Annotated in this window: 12 protein-coding genes and 3 tRNA genes; 8 read left to right on the top strand and 7 right to left on the bottom strand. The window is 41.4% G+C overall.

The window, feature by feature from the left end:
• Positions 1-545: 545 nt before the first annotated feature.
• The 6 genes from betI (at position 546) to H5125_RS16325 (ending at position 7111) form a co-directional block, all read left to right on the top strand.
• Entirely contained in the window at positions 546-1142 is a 597-nt protein-coding gene (betI, locus tag H5125_RS16350) for a transcriptional regulator BetI (protein ID WP_101088340.1), read from the top strand.
• Positions 1142-2608, top strand: coding sequence for a betaine-aldehyde dehydrogenase (gene betB, locus H5125_RS16345; RefSeq protein ID WP_182744769.1), 1467 nt, complete (start codon positions 1142-1144; stop codon positions 2606-2608). Before betI ends, betB begins: the two co-directional genes overlap by 1 nt.
• Positions 2609-2621: 13 nt before the next feature.
• On the top strand, positions 2622-4316 hold the full coding sequence (gene betA, locus H5125_RS16340; RefSeq protein ID WP_182744768.1) for a choline dehydrogenase: 1695 nt from the start codon (positions 2622-2624) through the stop codon (positions 4314-4316).
• 235 nt (positions 4317-4551) lie between these two features.
• Positions 4552-5769 (top strand): choline transporter, encoded by a 1218-nt coding sequence (locus tag H5125_RS16335; protein WP_101088343.1) that lies wholly within the window; start codon positions 4552-4554, stop codon positions 5767-5769.
• A gap of 27 nt (positions 5770-5796) precedes the next feature.
• A complete protein-coding gene (locus H5125_RS16330; protein WP_101088344.1) occupies positions 5797-6504 on the top strand; it encodes a TorF family putative porin in 708 nt (235 codons plus the stop codon).
• Between the two features lie 124 nt (positions 6505-6628).
• On the top strand, positions 6629-7111 hold the full coding sequence (locus H5125_RS16325) for a MarR family winged helix-turn-helix transcriptional regulator (RefSeq protein WP_101088345.1): 483 nt from the start codon (positions 6629-6631) through the stop codon (positions 7109-7111).
• 669 nt (positions 7112-7780) lie between these two features.
• Here H5125_RS16325 and H5125_RS16320 read toward each other — a convergent pair.
• The 4 genes from H5125_RS16320 to H5125_RS16305 all read right to left on the bottom strand — a co-directional run bounded on the left by H5125_RS16320 (position 7781) and on the right by H5125_RS16305 (position 9872).
• Positions 7781-7866, bottom strand: a tRNA-Leu gene (locus H5125_RS16320).
• A 49-nt stretch (positions 7867-7915) separates the two neighbouring features.
• A tRNA-Cys gene (locus tag H5125_RS16315) sits at positions 7916-7989 on the bottom strand.
• Positions 7990-8031: 42 nt separating this feature from the next.
• Positions 8032-8107 (bottom strand) — tRNA-Gly (locus tag H5125_RS16310).
• Positions 8108-8435: 328 nt separating this feature from the next.
• A complete protein-coding gene (locus tag H5125_RS16305; protein WP_011637403.1) occupies positions 8436-9872 on the bottom strand; it encodes a glyceraldehyde-3-phosphate dehydrogenase in 1437 nt (478 codons plus the stop codon).
• A 201-nt stretch (positions 9873-10073) separates the two neighbouring features.
• Between H5125_RS16305 and H5125_RS16300 the strand changes: the two genes are divergently transcribed.
• Complete coding sequence (locus H5125_RS16300) at positions 10074-10904, top strand: DUF2989 domain-containing protein (protein WP_182744767.1); 831 nt, start codon at positions 10074-10076, stop codon at positions 10902-10904.
• Positions 10905-11134: 230 nt separating this feature from the next.
• On the top strand, positions 11135-12145 hold the full coding sequence (gap, locus tag H5125_RS16295; RefSeq protein ID WP_101088347.1) for a type I glyceraldehyde-3-phosphate dehydrogenase: 1011 nt from the start codon (positions 11135-11137) through the stop codon (positions 12143-12145).
• 584 nt (positions 12146-12729) lie between these two features.
• Here gap and nadA read toward each other — a convergent pair.
• The 3 genes from nadA to H5125_RS16280 all read right to left on the bottom strand — a co-directional run bounded on the left by nadA (position 12730) and on the right by H5125_RS16280 (position 16516).
• Positions 12730-13797, bottom strand: coding sequence for a quinolinate synthase NadA (nadA, locus tag H5125_RS16290; protein WP_162023056.1), 1068 nt, complete (start codon positions 13795-13797; stop codon positions 12730-12732).
• A 112-nt stretch (positions 13798-13909) separates the two neighbouring features.
• Positions 13910-15529: a dihydrolipoyllysine-residue acetyltransferase gene (locus tag H5125_RS16285; protein ID WP_101088349.1), complete on the bottom strand. Its 1620-nt coding sequence runs from the start codon at positions 15527-15529 to the stop codon at positions 13910-13912.
• A gap of 9 nt (positions 15530-15538) precedes the next feature.
• Positions 15539-16516, bottom strand: coding sequence for an alpha-ketoacid dehydrogenase subunit beta (locus tag H5125_RS16280; protein WP_101088350.1), 978 nt, complete (start codon positions 16514-16516; stop codon positions 15539-15541).
• Positions 16517-16519 lie beyond the last annotated feature (3 nt).

The raw sequence follows: 16519 nt of genomic DNA, 5'->3' as shown, positions 1-16519 counted from the left end.
GAACACTGAACACTTAGCAGAATACATCACCCATATGGATAACATTAACACCTAACATTAGTCGGAGAGAATAAGGCTGTGGTTGTATAGTGACACACTCAAAAAAATACTGGTGAAATTGGCTAAAACAAACAGCTTTAATCAATATACCTCCCTCCATGTGCTAACAACTCCCTCGTTAATAAATCAATATAGGGGTTATGGCGCGCCAAGCAATATGTGCAGGAGTTAGGGTGTTTGGGGAGCAGAATAGCCATTTTAAAATGATATTTTATCAATCAAAAACCTAAAAATAACTGCAGCTGTAATGATTTTATGTAAAATGTCTTCGTTTTTTACAACAAACCATCAACCAAAGCCAGATAACATTTAACCTATACAGAACAGTGTCTTATTTTTTATAATTAGTTTCCTATCTTATTTTGTCACTGGAATGTTGTGATCTATATCAAGTTATAACTTGATAATTACAGCACTAATCATTAGTATCGTTATTAATTGAGCGTTCAATTAACAACTCTTAATACAGATAACGGACCCCTTTTATGTCAAGACCTACAATGAAAAACGTCAGACAACAACAGCTGATAGATGCCACGTTAATGTCAATCGAACGTCATGGGTTACAAAACACTACTATTAATACCATTAGTGGATTGGCGGGAATGTCATCAGGGATCATCAGCCACTATTTTGGTGGTAAACAAGGGTTAATTGAAGCCACGCAGAAATTTCTGTTAGAGGAATTGAAGCAAGCATTACTGACAAGAACGTCAGGCAAAACATTAACCCCAATAGATCGGCTTTCAATGATCGTGGAAGCAAACTTTACCGAATTACAACGTTCAACAGCCGCGACAAAAACATGGTTAAGCTTCTGGTCCCAAGCGATGCACGATCCTGGGTTAGCAAGATTGCAAAACATTAATAGTCAGCGGTTATACAGCAACCTGCTTTTTTCGTTTAAACAATTATTACCCAATGCAGCAGCTGTTAATGCAGCCAAGCAAACAGCGGCAGTAATTGATGGTTTTTGGTTACGCAGTGCGTTGAGTACCACCCCAATAGAAGATTTTAAACAAGCCCAAATTTTATCTAAAGCCTTTATCAAGGCTGTGATCGTGCACAACGGAGTAGAATAATGTCATCGTTAGTTATTTATCAAAATTATATCCATGGAAAATACCAATCAAACGGTACAGGCGAAACATTTGAAGTGATCAATCCTGCTACTGGAGAAGTCAGCTATTTAGTTGAAGTAGCAACCGAGTCTGTGCAAAAAGCCGCCATAGAGAGTGCCAAAGCAGGTTTTGCAGTTTGGTCAGCTATGATGCCGATAGAACGTAGCCGCATTTTATTAAAAGCCGTTGCCCTACTCCGTGAGCAAAATGATGAGCTTGCGGCAGGTGAAGTATTGGATACCGGTAAACCATGGCAAGAAGCCTCGGTTGTCGATATCGTTACTGGCGCCGACTCTATAGAGTTCTTTGCCGGACTCGCCCCAAGTATTGAAGGCAATCAACAGCCTGTTGGCGCTGACTTTTATTATACTCGCCGTGAGCCGTTAGGTATTTGTGCTGGTATTGGCGCATGGAACTACCCGTTACAAATTGCTTGTTGGAAAGCAGCCCCTGCATTGGCTTGCGGCAACGTAATGATTTTTAAACCTTCAGAAGAAACACCTCGTGGCGCAATGCGTTTAGCAGAAATATTCACTCAAGCGGGTGTACCAGATGGCGTGTTTAACGTTGTTCAAGGTGACGGTAGAGTTGGCGCATGGCTAACCACCAATGAAGATATCGCTAAAGTGTCATTTACGGGCGAAGTCGGAACCGGTAAAAAAGTGATGGCCGCTGCTGCGGGTTCACTAAAAGACGTGACCATGGAGCTAGGCGGAAAGTCGCCATTGATTATCTTTAATGATGCCGATGTTGAAAATGCGGTATCAGCAGCAATGTTAGCGAATTTCTATACTCAAGGTGAAGTGTGTACCAACGGTACTCGCGTGTTTGTGCAGCAAGATATTTATCCGCGCTTTATCCAACGCTTAAAAGAACGTACCGAACAAAACATCGTTTGCGGAGACCCAATGCACCCTGACACCAATTTTGGTGCATTGATTTCACGCGACCATCAGCAAAAAGTACTCGACTACATTGAAATCGGTAAAAAAGAAGGTGCCATCTTATTAACAGGCGGAACAGCATTAACGCCTGACAATGCACCGAATGGTTTCTTTGTGGCGCCGACTGTATTTACGGATTGCACTGATGAGATGACGATTTCGAAAGAAGAAATATTCGGCCCTGTGATGTCAGTATTTACCTTTGCTGATGAAGATGAAGTTGTTAAGCGTGCCAATAGTACTCACCTAGGCTTAGCAGCAGGTGTATTTACGCAAGACATTACCCGTGCACATCGTGTTATTCATCAAATGCAAGCCGGTATTTGTTGGATAAATGCTTATGGTGCCTCTCCTGCAGAAATGCCGGTTGGTGGTTACAAGATGTCTGGTATTGGTCGTGAGAATGGCTCTGAAACATTAAAAGCATACACCCAAATAAAAGCTGTTTACGTTGGTATGCAGTCACTTGAAAGCCCATTTTAGGAGTGACCCATTAATGTCTACGCAAATATCTCATGAATACGATTATATTATTGTTGGTGCCGGTAGCGCAGGTTGTGTATTAGCCAACCGCTTAACGGAAAATCCAGACAATAAAGTCCTGATACTTGAAACCGGTGGTAGCGACAAAAGCATTTTTATTCAAATGCCTACGGCGCTATCTATCCCTATGAATACTAAAAAGTATGCATGGCAGTTTGAAACAGAAGCCGAACCACATTTGGACAATCGCCGTATGCATTGCCCGCGTGGCAAAGTGTTAGGCGGTTCATCATCAATCAATGGCATGGTCTACGTACGTGGTCATGCACGTGATTTTGATGAGTGGCAACAACAAGGTGCAAAAGACTGGGATTATGCTCACTGTCTGCCTTACTTTAAAAAAGCTGAAACATGGTCTTTTGGCGGTAATGTTTATCGCGGTGATAAAGGCCCATTAGCGGTTAATAACGGTAATGAAATGAAAAACCCGTTATATCAAGCTTTTGTGGATGCAGGTGTCGATGCCGGCTATCTAGCCACTGATGATTACAATGCTAGTCAGCAAGAAGGCTTTGGCCCAATGCACATGACCGTTAAAAATGGTGTGCGTTGGTCTACGGCAAATGCGTACCTTCGCCCTGCGATGAAACGTCCGAATTTAACCGTGGTCACTCATGCGCTTGTACATAAAGTGATTATGCAAGGCAAAACGGCTGTCGGCGTTCGTTACGAACGTAAAGGCGAGCTAATAGATGTTAACTGCAATAAAGAAGTGATTTTATCTGCAGGTTCTATTGGTTCACCGCATATTTTACAACTGTCGGGTATTGGTGATTCAAGCACGTTAGCTAGCGCAGGCATTGAACAAGTACATCAATTACCCGGTGTTGGTCAGAATCTGCAAGACCACTTAGAGTTTTACTTCCAATTTAAGTGCTTAAAGCCTATTTCGCTCAATGGCAAAATTGACCCGTTAAACAAATTGTTTATTGGTGCTCGCTGGATTTTTAATAAATCAGGTTTGGGCGCAACTAACCATTTCGAATCATGTGGATTTATCCGCTCAAAAGCGGGTTTAGAGTGGCCGGATCTACAGTACCATTTTTTACCTGCTGCTATGCGTTACGACGGTAAAGAAGCATTTGCTGGCCATGGTTTCCAAGTTCATATTGGCCACAATAAACCTAAAAGCCGTGGCGCCGTAACGGTTGTATCAAATGATGCCAAGGTTGCGCCACAAATTCAGTTCAATTATTTATCGCATCAAGATGATATTGAAGGCTTTAGAGCGTGTGTGCGTTTAACCCGTGAAATTATTAATCAACCGGGTTTAGATGAGTATCGTGGTGAAGAAATTCAACCAGGCTTATCAATACAGACCGATGAAGAAATAGACCGCTTTGTAAGAAGCTCAGTAGAAAGTGCTTACCACCCTTCTTGTTCATGCAAAATGGGTGAAGATGAGATGGCGGTTGTCGACTCTGAAACAAAAGTTCACGGTATTCATGGTTTGCGAGTGGTTGACTCGTCAATTTTCCCGACCATTCCAAATGGTAACTTAAACTCCCCTACTATTATGGTCGCCGAGCGCGCTGCCGACATCATTTTAGGCAACAAACCTCTTGCGCCAAGTTTGGCAAAAGTGACTATTGCTGAGCAATGGCAAACATCACAACGATTACAAGCGCCTAAACGACAAATTGATTAACACCCATTCGTCGATGTGTATTCATTTACACACATCGACAACAGGTTGATGGCCAACCTACATTTTTGTAAATGGCCTATTTAGCCAAGTTCAATCTATCAGGGTTTAACTATCGTCATCACGATACTTAAGGCTTGAGGGCGTTTTGCCTTTAAAAATTGTTCTATGGCATAAAAAACATACAACAAGGAGCCAACATTATGTTCGCACACACTATTCACCCGGGAGTTAAATAATGACGACCTGGTTATCAATAGGCATTTTATTCACTTTTGCCGCTATCGCATTTGTTATTTATCGTTGGGGTAACATGCAGTGCATTGGTGTGACACCGGTGCGTAAATTTACCTTTATTGCCATTTTGTTCACTTCAGGGCTTGATGTTGGCTTAATCATGTTTCCGTTAACTGAATTTGCTGGTTATGCAGATTTAGCAACCAGTCCAGAATATGGATTTAGTAATCCGTTAGCCATAGAGTTTGGTTTTTGGGCCTGCTTAATTTGGGCGTTTTACTTTTTAACCTGCTTCTACTTTTGTGTTATTGAACCAAGAGTAAAGTATTTTGAAATTCCATTGATAAAGTTTATTAATAACGTAGTGATCATTGGTACATGTGCCTTTACCGCTTATTTATTATTAACTAACTTACCGTGGTATTTACCGCAATTAGGTGATGGTGAAACCGTTGTTAGCAGCTTCTATTTAATCGTGTTTATGGTTATTGCCGCCGCAGTGTATTCAAGCACCAGTATTCGCTATGTTCGTTATCTTAGTTTAGGCAGTACCTGGTTGTTCTTTGGTTTAATCGCCATCATGTGGGCGGGCGCATTTTTATCAGACGATTCTAGTGTGGGTGAGTTCTTTACTACATTTGCATTAATTGGTGACTATTTTGGCAACATCCATAACTTTGTACTTCCAATAAACGATTACCACGAATTTTACCTATTCTGGTGGTTTGCATGGAGCATTATGATTGGTCAATTTACCGCTCGTTTTGTGGGTGGAATGAAAACCTATCAAGTATTAATAGCCATGATGGTATTCCCTTCAATTCCAATCGCGATTTGGTTCACGGTTCTGTACTACTACAGCGCAAATGGTATTGATACGTCAGGTTTTTATAATCTAGCAATGGTGATTGTAGGGGTAATGTTTGTTATTAACTCACTCGATTCACTGGTTCGTTTATATACAGATAACTTAAACCTTACCGTTGAACGTTTTGGTAAAGTACCTTATATCATCGGTAATGTAGTGGTACTGAGTGGCTTAACCTTGTTATTCAAACTAGACTTTTTACAAATTCAATGGGTTGGCGCTCTCGCTATTGCCTTGATATTAAGTTGTTTCGGATACATTTTAAAATCGCACTACCGTAAAGTGACTGATATAGAACGTTCTCCAAAAGAAAATAAAATCGATTTTACTAAAATCGAATTAGCAGACTAAACAATAATAATGATCCAAGGAATAATGATGAACACCACAATGAAAAAATTAGCCTTATTAAGCTTATTTGCTTTACCGACTTCAGTAATGGCTGGTGAGTTAAGCACAACCGTTAATGCAACCTCTGACTATACCTTTAATGGTGTTAGCCAAACAGACAATGATCCTGCCTTACAAGCTAGCCTAGACTATGCTGCCGATGACGGTTGGTACGTTGGAGCTTGGGCATCGAATGTTGACTTTGGCAGTGCTGATGACACTTGGCTAGAACTTGATTTTTACGCAGGTAAATATTTTGAACTAACAGACAGAGTGTCTGTAGATGCGGGTATTGCATATTACACTTACCATGGTGATGATGCCTCTGATGAGTATTACTACCCAGAGATTTACACTAAGTTTGGCTATGCTTCATCGCTTGGTCAAAGTGAATTAAACTTTTGGTATTCATGGGATTACTTTGGTGTTGATGCTGACCATTACATCATGATGGTTGCTCATACCTTCACCATTGCAGAAGGTCATGACATCCGTGTTAGTTTTGACCGCTCTACTTCGCAAGACGAAGACAAATGGGCATGGGACGGTGACAAGTCTTACAACCATTATCGCGCAGAGTACTTAACCAGCTGGGAAGGTTTTGACTTCAACGTTGCCGTTGAAGACACGAGCATGGACACAGACTTAAGCGATACCCGCGCAGTATTATCGGTATCACGTACTTTCAGTCTTTAAGTTGTAATTGCTGATAAAATAGCTAAGCAGAATAATGTCTATGACATTATTCTGCTTTTTTTGATATTGGACATGAGTAATAAGCCGAATTCTGCTAAGGTGCATGGTGAATTATGAGGGGATTATGGAAAAATACGAACAACTATTAATTTCATTGCGCCGGGTGATCAGAGCTATTGATATACACTCACGTCAATTAAATAAACTATCGGGTCTAACTGGACCACAATTAATGGTCATACAGAAAATTGATCAACTTGACGCTCCACTGGCCAAACAAATAGCTCAAGAAATTAATTTGAGTGCAGCGACAGTGACGACCATTATTGATCGATTAGAAAATCGTGGCATGGTGATTAGAACGCGCAGCGAAACCGACAAACGGAAAGTTCATTTATCGTTAAGTGACGCAGGTAAAACGTTATTAAATAGCGCACCTAAACCACTGCAAGAACATTTTATTATGCGTTATCAAAACCTTGAAGAATGGGAACAAAGTCAATTATTGTCTGCCGTTGAGCGGATAGCTACCATGATGGATGCCAATGAAATTGATGCTGCCCCTGTTTTATATGTAGGCCAAATTCAACTAGACGATCAGTCTTAGTCACCACCCTTTTCTATTCATAACGTGATGGTTCATAGAGTTACAGGCCTCTCACGTTATGTTTCATTCCTAGACAAGCCTAGCTTCAAGCTAACATTTGATTCCAAAGTGTGACTAACCCAAAGATCTTATCATCAGCATCCTCCTCTATTGTAAAGTCTCCCCACCAATACAATAACACTTAATATTCAGCTCAATTTTCTGACGATTGTTATTAATAAAGAGCGGCACGCCTGATATTCAACCAGAGCGCGAGGGATTTTGATCTTTCAATCTAATTCACAAATTTCAGACGTAAAAAAGCCCCAACTAATGTTGAGGCTTTTTTACACCACTCTCTATTACTAGAGATTATAATGGTACCCGAGGCCGAACTTGCGCCTGTACGCCTGATGTTCAACCAGAGCGCGAGGGATTTTATTCTTTCGATCTAATTCACAAATTTCAGACGTAAAAAAGCCCCAACTAATGTTGAGGCTTTTTTACACCACTCTCTATTACTAGAGATTATAATGGTACCCGAGGCCGGACTTGCGCCTGTACGCCTGATGTTCAACCAGAGCGCGAGGGATTTTATTCTTTCGATCTAATTCACAAATTTCAGACGTAAAAAAGCCCCAACTAATGTTGAGGCTTTTTTACACCACTCTCTATTACTAGAGATTATAATGGTACCCGAGGCCGGACTTGAACCGGCACGCTTATTCAGCGAGGGATTTTAAATCCCTTGTGTCTACCGATTCCACCACTCGGGCAAAGTGTTGTTTTAACCGTTACTAAAAGTAACCATCAAACGCAATTTCGTGGAGGCGCGACCCGGAGTCGAACCGAGATCGACGGATTTGCAATCCGTAGCATAGCCATTCTGCCATCGCGCCATGCTTTAACCAAATTCAAATCCATCGGATAAGATAAGAAATTGGAGCGACATATCGGGTTCGAACCGATGACCTATACCTTGGCAAGGTATCGCTCTACCAACTGAGCTAATGTCGCATTTGTATCGCCTATAACCTTTACTAAATTTGTAAGAACAATAACGCCTTTCAAACTTAACAGCTGAAGAAGTTTCCCCTGACTGCGGAATGGCATTCTACCGTTTTAGCCCCGATAGTCAATCAATAAAAACACATTTATTGCAACATAATGACTGTTTGATGCATAAATCATCATTATGATTAAATAAATTACAACGCGCATAAAAAAGCACCTCCAAAGAGATGCTTTATCATAAATATGACGGTAAGTACTCAATAAACAGCGATATTAAGCTTGTACGCCTTTCGAGTATTCACCACCATGAATGGTTAGTTTTTATAACACATTAGCTTTTTGGTAATGATAATGTGGTTAAACCAAGCATTTTTTGCATAACACCAACAACCTGGCAGCTATAGCCAAATTCGTTGTCATACCATACGTATAAAATGGCACGTTTACCCTCTGCTATCGTCGCTTGCGAATCAACAACTCCGGCATAACGTGAACCGACTAAATCGCTAGATACTATTTCAGTTGATTCAGTAAAATCAATTTGATTTTGTAATCCAGACTGTAATGCGACATCTTTTAAATATTCATTCAGTTCATCACGATTGGTTTCATGTTGTAAATTAACACTAATAATCGCCATTGATACGTTAGGTGTTGGAACTCGGATTGCGTTACCGGTTAGCTTACCCGCTAATACAGGCAATGCTTTAGCAACAGCTTTAGCGGCACCCGTTTCAGTAATCACCATGTTTAACGGTGCACTGCGACCACGACGGTCGGCACTATGGTAATTATCGATTAGATTTTGATCATTCGTATACGAGTGAATCGTTTCTACGTGGCCATTCTCAATAACGTATTTGTCATTAACCGCTTTCAACACTGGCGTAATAGCGTTTGTAGTGCAGCTTGCCGCTGAAACGATTGTGTCTTCATCAAGAATATCGTTTTCATTCACACCATAGACGATATTTTTAATAGCGCCTTTAGCGGGTGCCGTTAACAATACTTTTGAAGCTCCTGGGCTTTTAAGGTGTAAACCTAAACCCTCTTCATCTTTCCAAATACCAGTATTATCGACAATTAATGCATCTTTAATATCATACTGAGTGTAATCAACTTGATCAGGAGAATTTGCGTAAATAATCTGAATATAAGTGCCGTTAGCGATGATTGCGTTGTTTTCTTCATCAACTTCGACAGAGCCATTAAATGGTCCGTGTACCGAGTCACGACGCAATAAGCTAGCACGTTTCTCTAAATCACCCTTTTTACCACCGCGCAACACAATGGCACGCAGACGCAATTTGTTGCTTTTACCGGTACGTTCAATTAATAAACGTGCCAGCAAACGGCCGATACGACCAAAACCATAAAGTACAACATCACGAGCCGGGGTATCATCACCGTGATTAACCGCTTCTGACAATTCTTGTGTCATATAAGCTTCAATACCGCTCGCATCCTTGTTATTACGCCAGTAATTAATCGCTAATTTACCAATATCCACTCTGCAATGTTTAATCGCTAATTTGCTAAGTGCTACAACAAATGGGAAACTTTCACGAAGACGTAATTTTTCACCGACATGACGACGTACTAAACGGTGTGACTTAATGATTTCGATGGTTGATGCATTAAGCAATGGTTTACCATATACCATTACTTCAATGCCTTGGTTACGATACAACTTGCCAAGCAACGGTTGCATTGCTTCTGCCATTTCGAAACGTTCTTGCCAGCTCTGTAAATGTTTATCTGCGCTCATGTAGGGATCCTTTATCTCACTTTTCTCGTTTTTTCAGAAAGGTTTGAGTAACAAAAAGAAAAGACCAATAATTTAGTATATTGTATGGGGGTGGCCCCCTGTTGGTCGCCGACATTGTAATGAAATACAGGTTATTTCGCTAGTAACAAATTTTCGGTAAATGTGTAATTTTATTAGACAATTTACCTCTCGGAGACGATTTTGAGCAAAAATTTTGTATTAATTACATCATTTATAGTTATTGGGGCATTATTTGGCCTTTTTGGCTGCGATAATGACCGTAATAGCGACCTCATTTGTAAAAATAATCCCGAACTTTGTAGCGATTTACACAAAGATAGTTGGTGCCGATTTGAAAAAGGCGACTTGATCCGTCATCGATACGCGTTAAAACAGAGTTCGACACCCACTGGGAAACAACTTTATCAGCAGCTGGTTTATCTAGAAAATTACAGTAACTGCATCGAATTAGCCGCAGGGGTTCAACATAAGTTGAATACCGACCGTACACGAGATCGCGAGCGAGCATTTGCGGTAAGTACTCAAACATTATCTGAACTTCAAGAATTTACCCGCACTAATAATGAGGTGCATTTGGCATTTTATCGTTGGACGCGTTTCAACGATCAAGACGCATTCGCCATTGTTGAACGCACCTATAAGCAAGGTCAACTCACCGACAATGACATTATTACCCAACTAGCAGCTTATTATGTGCGAGTCTCACCTAACGACGCTAAAACGCTTTATTTGCATTTGTTAGCCACAACAGAACCAGCCAAAATCGATGCTGATTGGTTTTTAGCGTTAGCATCAATATATCGGCAACAACAAAATGCTGAAAAAGAATACCTGTTAACTCGAGCAAATTTGTTAATGAGTGACAACCATGCCGATGAAGAAAAGTTATTGGCCATTATTAAAGGTAATAAAACATTAGCGACAGAACTCGATAAACAAGCACTTGAATTAATCTCTGCGGTAATGAGTAAACAATTTGCACAGAGTCGCAGCGAGATGTTACTAAAGTAAGCATAAATCACCTCACTAATCGGCCAATATTATCTCGCTTACGTTAGTGTACAACTTACAAAACTGTGCTTAATTTATATTCAAAATGAGCTTAATGTAAAAAAAATACAAAATTATTGGCTTAATTCGGCATATTTAGGTGATTTAGCTTGATTATTACAGCCAATTTGGTAATTTTACAACCAGGCGATTTACATGCCACCAAATTATTTTAACTTGAGGGATATGAGATGACTATCCGTGTAGCAATTAACGGCTATGGCCGTATCGGTAGAAATGTTTTACGTGCTCTATACGAAAGCGAAAAAAATTACCCAATCGAAATCGTTGCATTAAACGATTTAGGTGATGCATCAATTAATGCTCACTTAACTAAGTACGATACTGTACATGGTCGTTTCAACGCAAAAGTTGATCACGACGATGAAGCTATCTATGTTAATGGCGACAAGATCTTAACTTTCCAAGAACGTGACCCATCAAAGTTACCTTGGGCTGAGTTGAAAATTGACATCGTTTTCGAATGTACTGGTATTTTCACTTCTAAAGAATCTGTGCAACCGCACCTTATTGCTGGCGCTAAGAAAGTACTTATTTCTGCTCCAGGTAAGAATGTTGATGCCACTGTTGTTTACGGCGTAAACAACGAAGTATTAACTGCTGATATGACAGTAGTTTCAAATGCTTCTTGTACTACTAACTGTTTAGCGCCTATTGCTAAGCCGTTAAATGATGAGCTTGGGATTGAGTCTGGTTTAATGACCACTATCCACTCTTACACTAACGATCAGCGTTTATCTGATGTGTATCACACAGATTTACGTCGTGCTCGTGCTGCGGCAATGTCTATGATCCCAACCCAAACCGGTGCAGCTGCTGCAGTAGGTTTAGTGGTTCCTGAGCTTCAAGGCAAATTTGACGGTTTAGCGGTACGTGTACCAACAATTAACGTATCTTTAGTTGACTTAACCTTCTTAGCATCTCGCGACACTACTGTTGAAGAAGTTAATGCCATCATTACTCGTGCTTCACTACAGTCTCCAATGTCTGAAGTATTAGCGATTAATGTAGAACCATTGGTGTCTATCGACTTTAACCATAATCCTTTCTCTTCGAATTTCGACGCAACACAAACTCGTGTTAATGGTCGTTTAGTGAAAGTGATGTCTTGGTATGATAACGAATGGGGTTTCAGTAACCGCATGTTAGACAACGCTGTTGCACTAATGAACGCTAAGTAATCTACAAATATTATTTAATACTTGATAGAAATCTAGTTAGCTTAAGAGCCTCGCATATATGCGGGGCTTTTTGTTTTGGCTGCTGGGTGAGCAACATCCCCTTCTCTTATTGTTTCGATGCAGTGTTGATTTCTGTTTATTAACTTTCTTTTGATCTATGCGGCCTTCGGTCGAGAAGCTAGTGGCGTTTCGCTCACACCTAAGTCAAAGGGTAAAGCGATTGATCCCTTAACAAATCCTCATCGCTCCAACTAAATCTTTTGATAAGCAGAATATTTAGATCGAGACTAATTCAGCGTTTAACTTCGCTAGTCACGCCCTCGCCCATTGTCAAAAATCCCTAGCGCTTCCGATAGCAATCTGATGTCAATGGATTTACGAATGCCATGGTAATGGAATATCAAAGAGTGACTCTGACCAGCGAAAGCTAATATGACATCCATGCCATGCTCACGGCGTTGTTTCAATGGACTCTATATAAGTGTATTTGCAGAAATAAATGACTTTTTATAAAAACAAAAAAACCGACTAAATGTCGGTTTTCTGTTTTCATGGACACTAAACCTAAACCTAAACCTAAACGTTTAAGCGTTGCCCTTCACTTTCATGTTCAATTCTTTGGCAAAATCGAGCATGCGGGTGAGTGGGATGAGTGCTTTAATGCGAAGTTCTTCACCCACAAATATTTCATGATTGGTTTTATCGGCATCGACTAATGAAGCTTCGATAGCGGGTAAACCGTTCATGGCCATCCATGGACAGTGGGCGCAGCTTTTACAGGTTGCTCCATTGCCGCCGGTTGGGGCTTCAAGTAATATTTTACCAGGAGCCGCTTGCTGCATTTTATAAAAAATGCCGCGATCGGTAGCGACGATAAACTTGTCGTTTGGCATGGTTTGCGCAGCTTTAATCAGCTGGCTAGTAGAGCCTACAGCATCAGCAAGTTCTACTACACTGGCAGGTGATTCTGGGTGTACTAGAATCGCCGCCGTAGGATGCTGTTTTTTAAGCTCACGAAGTGCTTTGGCTTGAAACTCATCATGCACAATACAATCGCCTTGCCATAACAGCATGTCGGCGCCAGTTTGTTTGTTGATGTAAGCGCCTAGGTGACGATCGGGTGCCCAGATAATTTTTTTATCTTGGCTGTCTAAATGCTCGACAATTTCAAGTGCGATACTTGAGGTTACGACCCAATCCGCACGTGCTTTTACTGCGGCAGAGGTATTAGCATATACCACAACCGTATGGTCGGGATGGGCATCGCAAAACTCACTGAATTGCTCAATCGGGCAACCTAAATCTAATGAACAGGTTGCTTCAAGAGTTGGCATTAAAATGGTTTTTTCTGGGCTTAAGATTTTAGCGGTTTCGCCCATAAACTTAACGCCAGCAACAATTAATGTTTTGGCTGGGTGATCACGACCAAAGCGGGCCATTTCTAATGAATCAGACACACAACCGCCCGTCTCTTCAGCTAATGCTTGAATTTCAGGATCGGTATAATAATGGGCAACAAGTACTGCATTTTGATCAATCAATAACTGTTTAATACGTGCTTTATACTGTGCTTTTTCAGTGTCAGACAACACGGCAGGTTTTGGCGGAAACGGATATTCAATCATTTCAATTTTAGGTGCCGACAGACTCATACAGGTTCCAATCGATTTACATTGTTCGAGTATTATACGAAAAAGCCACTTAAAACAAAAGGACGTGTTAGCGTCCTTTTGGATAAGATAGTGCAATTAACACTAATCATCATTAGCGCATGGCTAATAACATTTCTTGTGGTTGCTCTAGGTAGTGTTTCCACAAATTACAGAAGCGAGCAATGGTGCCACCATCAATAACGCGGTGATCGCCAGACCAACTTACTTGCATAATTTTACGCGCTTCAACTTCACCTTTAGCATTAAAGCGTGGCAGTATTTGTAATTTACCTAACGCCACAATGGCCACTTCCGGCTTGTTAATAATCGGCGTTGCTATGGTACCGCCTAATGCGCCGATATTAGAAATCGAAATGGTACCGTCTTTCAAATCTGCTGGCGACACACGGCCACTGCGTGCGGCGGTGGTTAAGCGTGAAATTTCAGCAGCAATATCCAAAATAGACTTACTTTGTACGTCTTTAACATTCGGTACCAATAAACCCATTTTTGAATCAACGGCCATACCAATGTTATGACGAGACTTGTAAGTGAGTTCGGTACAATCTGCATTAACTTGGCTATTTAATATCGGAAATTCTGTGATCGCTAATGACATGGCCTTCATAAAGAATGGCATCATGGTCAGCTTCACTTCGTCAGTTGAATAGCGTTGCTTCATGCTTTCACGTAAGGCAACGAGTTCGGTAAGGTCAAACTCTTCACAGTAAGTAAAATGAGGGATAGTCGATACTGACTCAACCATCATTTTCGCCATAATAGCTTTGACGCCTTTGATAGGTTCAACCCGATCGTTCGCCGTTACATTACTCACTATGCCGCTATTCACAGAACTGCCAGCTTGAGCATTATCTTGACTCGTTGACGACACTGGCGTTGTGCTTGCTGCAGCTTGAGTGGCATGACCACCTTGCTGATGACGTTCAATATCTTCTTTGTAAACTCGGCCATTTTTGCCTGTGCCAACAACCATAGCGATATTAATGTCCAGTACGCGTGCCATGCGGCGAACGGCTGGGCTAGCTAAGGCTTTACCTTGTGCAACAGGTTCAAGGTTAACTTGTGGCGCAGCTGCTTGTGCTTGTTCAACCACTTCAACAGGAGCTGACGGAGCATTAACTTCAGCTTCTACTTCAATGGCAAATAAAGGTGAGTGCACTTTAGCAAGCTGACCTTTACGATAATGCAGTTTGACAATTTTACCGGCTTTCATGGCCGGGATTTGCACTAACGCTTTATCGGTCATCACATCAGCGATGGGTTGATCTTCAACGACGATATCGCCTTCTTCGACTAACCAATCAACCAATTCACATTCAACAATCCCTTCACCGATATCAGGCAATAAGAACTCTTCAATGTTTGACTGACTGCTGGTTGTGGCCGTAACAGCATTACTGTTGTTAACAGCTGAATCGTTAACCGGTGTCATAGCTGCTACAGGGGCTTCAATGACGCTATCGTTGTCATCTCCATCCATTTCTACTGCGTACAATGGTTGATGCACAATGGCGATTTCACCTTTGGCGTAGTAAAGCTTGGTAATTTTTCCAGCATGCGGCGCCGGAATTTGCACTAAGGCTTTATCTGTCATTACATCAGCAATCGGTTGATCTTCAGTGACAATGTCACCTTCGCTAACTAACCAATCAACTAATTCACATTCCACCACACCTTCGCCGATGTCGGGTAAAATAAAATCTTTAATCATACCTTACTCCTAAAACGACACTGTGGCCTTGATGGCTTCGAAGGTCTTTAATTCATCTGGCATGTATTCTTTTTCATGCACCAATGGATAAGGCGTATCTAATCCGCACACACGATTGATCGGTGATTCAAGCGATAAGAAACATTCTTGCTGAATGGTTGCCGCAATTTCACCAGCAAAACCACCGGTTAATGGCGCTTCATGGTTAATCAGTAAACGACCTGTTTTGGTCACTGATTTTGCGATAGTTTCAACATCCCATGGCGCGATAGTGCGTAAGTCGATAATTTCACATGAAATACCTTCTTTCTCGGCACGTTCGCAGGCTTTTTCGACGATTTCCATCTGTGCGCCCCAAGCCAGAACAGTAATATCACTGCCCTGCTTAACCACTTGTGCTTTGCCTAATTCGATAACGTAGTCACCGGCTGGAACCTCGCCAACAGATGCGCGGTACAAACGTTTAGGTTCAAAGAAAATCACCGGGTTTGGATCGCGAATAGACGCCAGCAACAACCCTTTAGCTTGTTCTGGATTACGCGGAATGACCACTTTTAAACCAGGCGTTTGGGTAAAATAGGCTTCAGGTGATTGAGAGTGGTAATGTCCACCGGCAATACCACCACCGTATGGTGTGCGGAAGGTTAACCCACCCACATCAAATTGATTACCACTGCGGTATCTAAATTTTGCCGATTCATTAACGATTTGATCGAATGCCGGAAAAATATAATCAGCAAACTGAATTTCTGCAACAGCAGTCATGCCATAAGATGCTAGACCATTAGCAAAACCAGCAATACCTTGTTCAGTGAGCGGCGTGTTAAAACAACGGTCGCGACCAAACTGCTCTTGTAAACCAGAAGTCGCGCGAAAAACACCACCGAAGTGGCCAACGTCTTCACCAAAAATCACCATGCGCTCGTCGGCAGTCATGGCTATTGATAACGCCTCGTTGATGGCGTGTAACATATTCATTTGAGCCACGGT

Source organism: Shewanella sp. SR44-4, from assembly GCF_014163715.1.
Classification (GTDB): domain Bacteria; phylum Pseudomonadota; class Gammaproteobacteria; order Enterobacterales; family Shewanellaceae; genus Shewanella.
This window is presented reverse-complemented; position numbering and strand designations above follow the sequence as displayed.

What these genes read in the sequence shown, in the direction of transcription:
- betI (WP_101088340.1), top strand. Translation starts at nt 546, where the DNA reads ATGTCAAGACCTACAATGAAAAACGTCAGACAACAACAGCTGATAGAT.
- betB (WP_182744769.1), top strand. Translation starts at nt 1,142, where the DNA reads ATGTCATCGTTAGTTATTTATCAAAATTATATCCATGGAAAATACCAA.
- betA (WP_182744768.1), top strand. Translation starts at nt 2,622, where the DNA reads ATGTCTACGCAAATATCTCATGAATACGATTATATTATTGTTGGTGCC.
- H5125_RS16335 (WP_101088343.1), top strand. Translation starts at nt 4,552, where the DNA reads ATGACGACCTGGTTATCAATAGGCATTTTATTCACTTTTGCCGCTATC.
- H5125_RS16330 (WP_101088344.1), top strand. Translation starts at nt 5,797, where the DNA reads ATGAACACCACAATGAAAAAATTAGCCTTATTAAGCTTATTTGCTTTA.
- H5125_RS16325 (WP_101088345.1), top strand. Translation starts at nt 6,629, where the DNA reads ATGGAAAAATACGAACAACTATTAATTTCATTGCGCCGGGTGATCAGA.
- H5125_RS16305 (WP_011637403.1), bottom strand. Translation starts at nt 9,872, where the DNA reads ATGAGCGCAGATAAACATTTACAGAGCTGGCAAGAACGTTTCGAAATG.
- gap (WP_101088347.1), top strand. Translation starts at nt 11,135, where the DNA reads ATGACTATCCGTGTAGCAATTAACGGCTATGGCCGTATCGGTAGAAAT.
- nadA (WP_162023056.1), bottom strand. Translation starts at nt 13,797, where the DNA reads ATGAGTCTGTCGGCACCTAAAATTGAAATGATTGAATATCCGTTTCCG.
- H5125_RS16285 (WP_101088349.1), bottom strand. Translation starts at nt 15,529, where the DNA reads ATGATTAAAGATTTTATTTTACCCGACATCGGCGAAGGTGTGGTGGAA.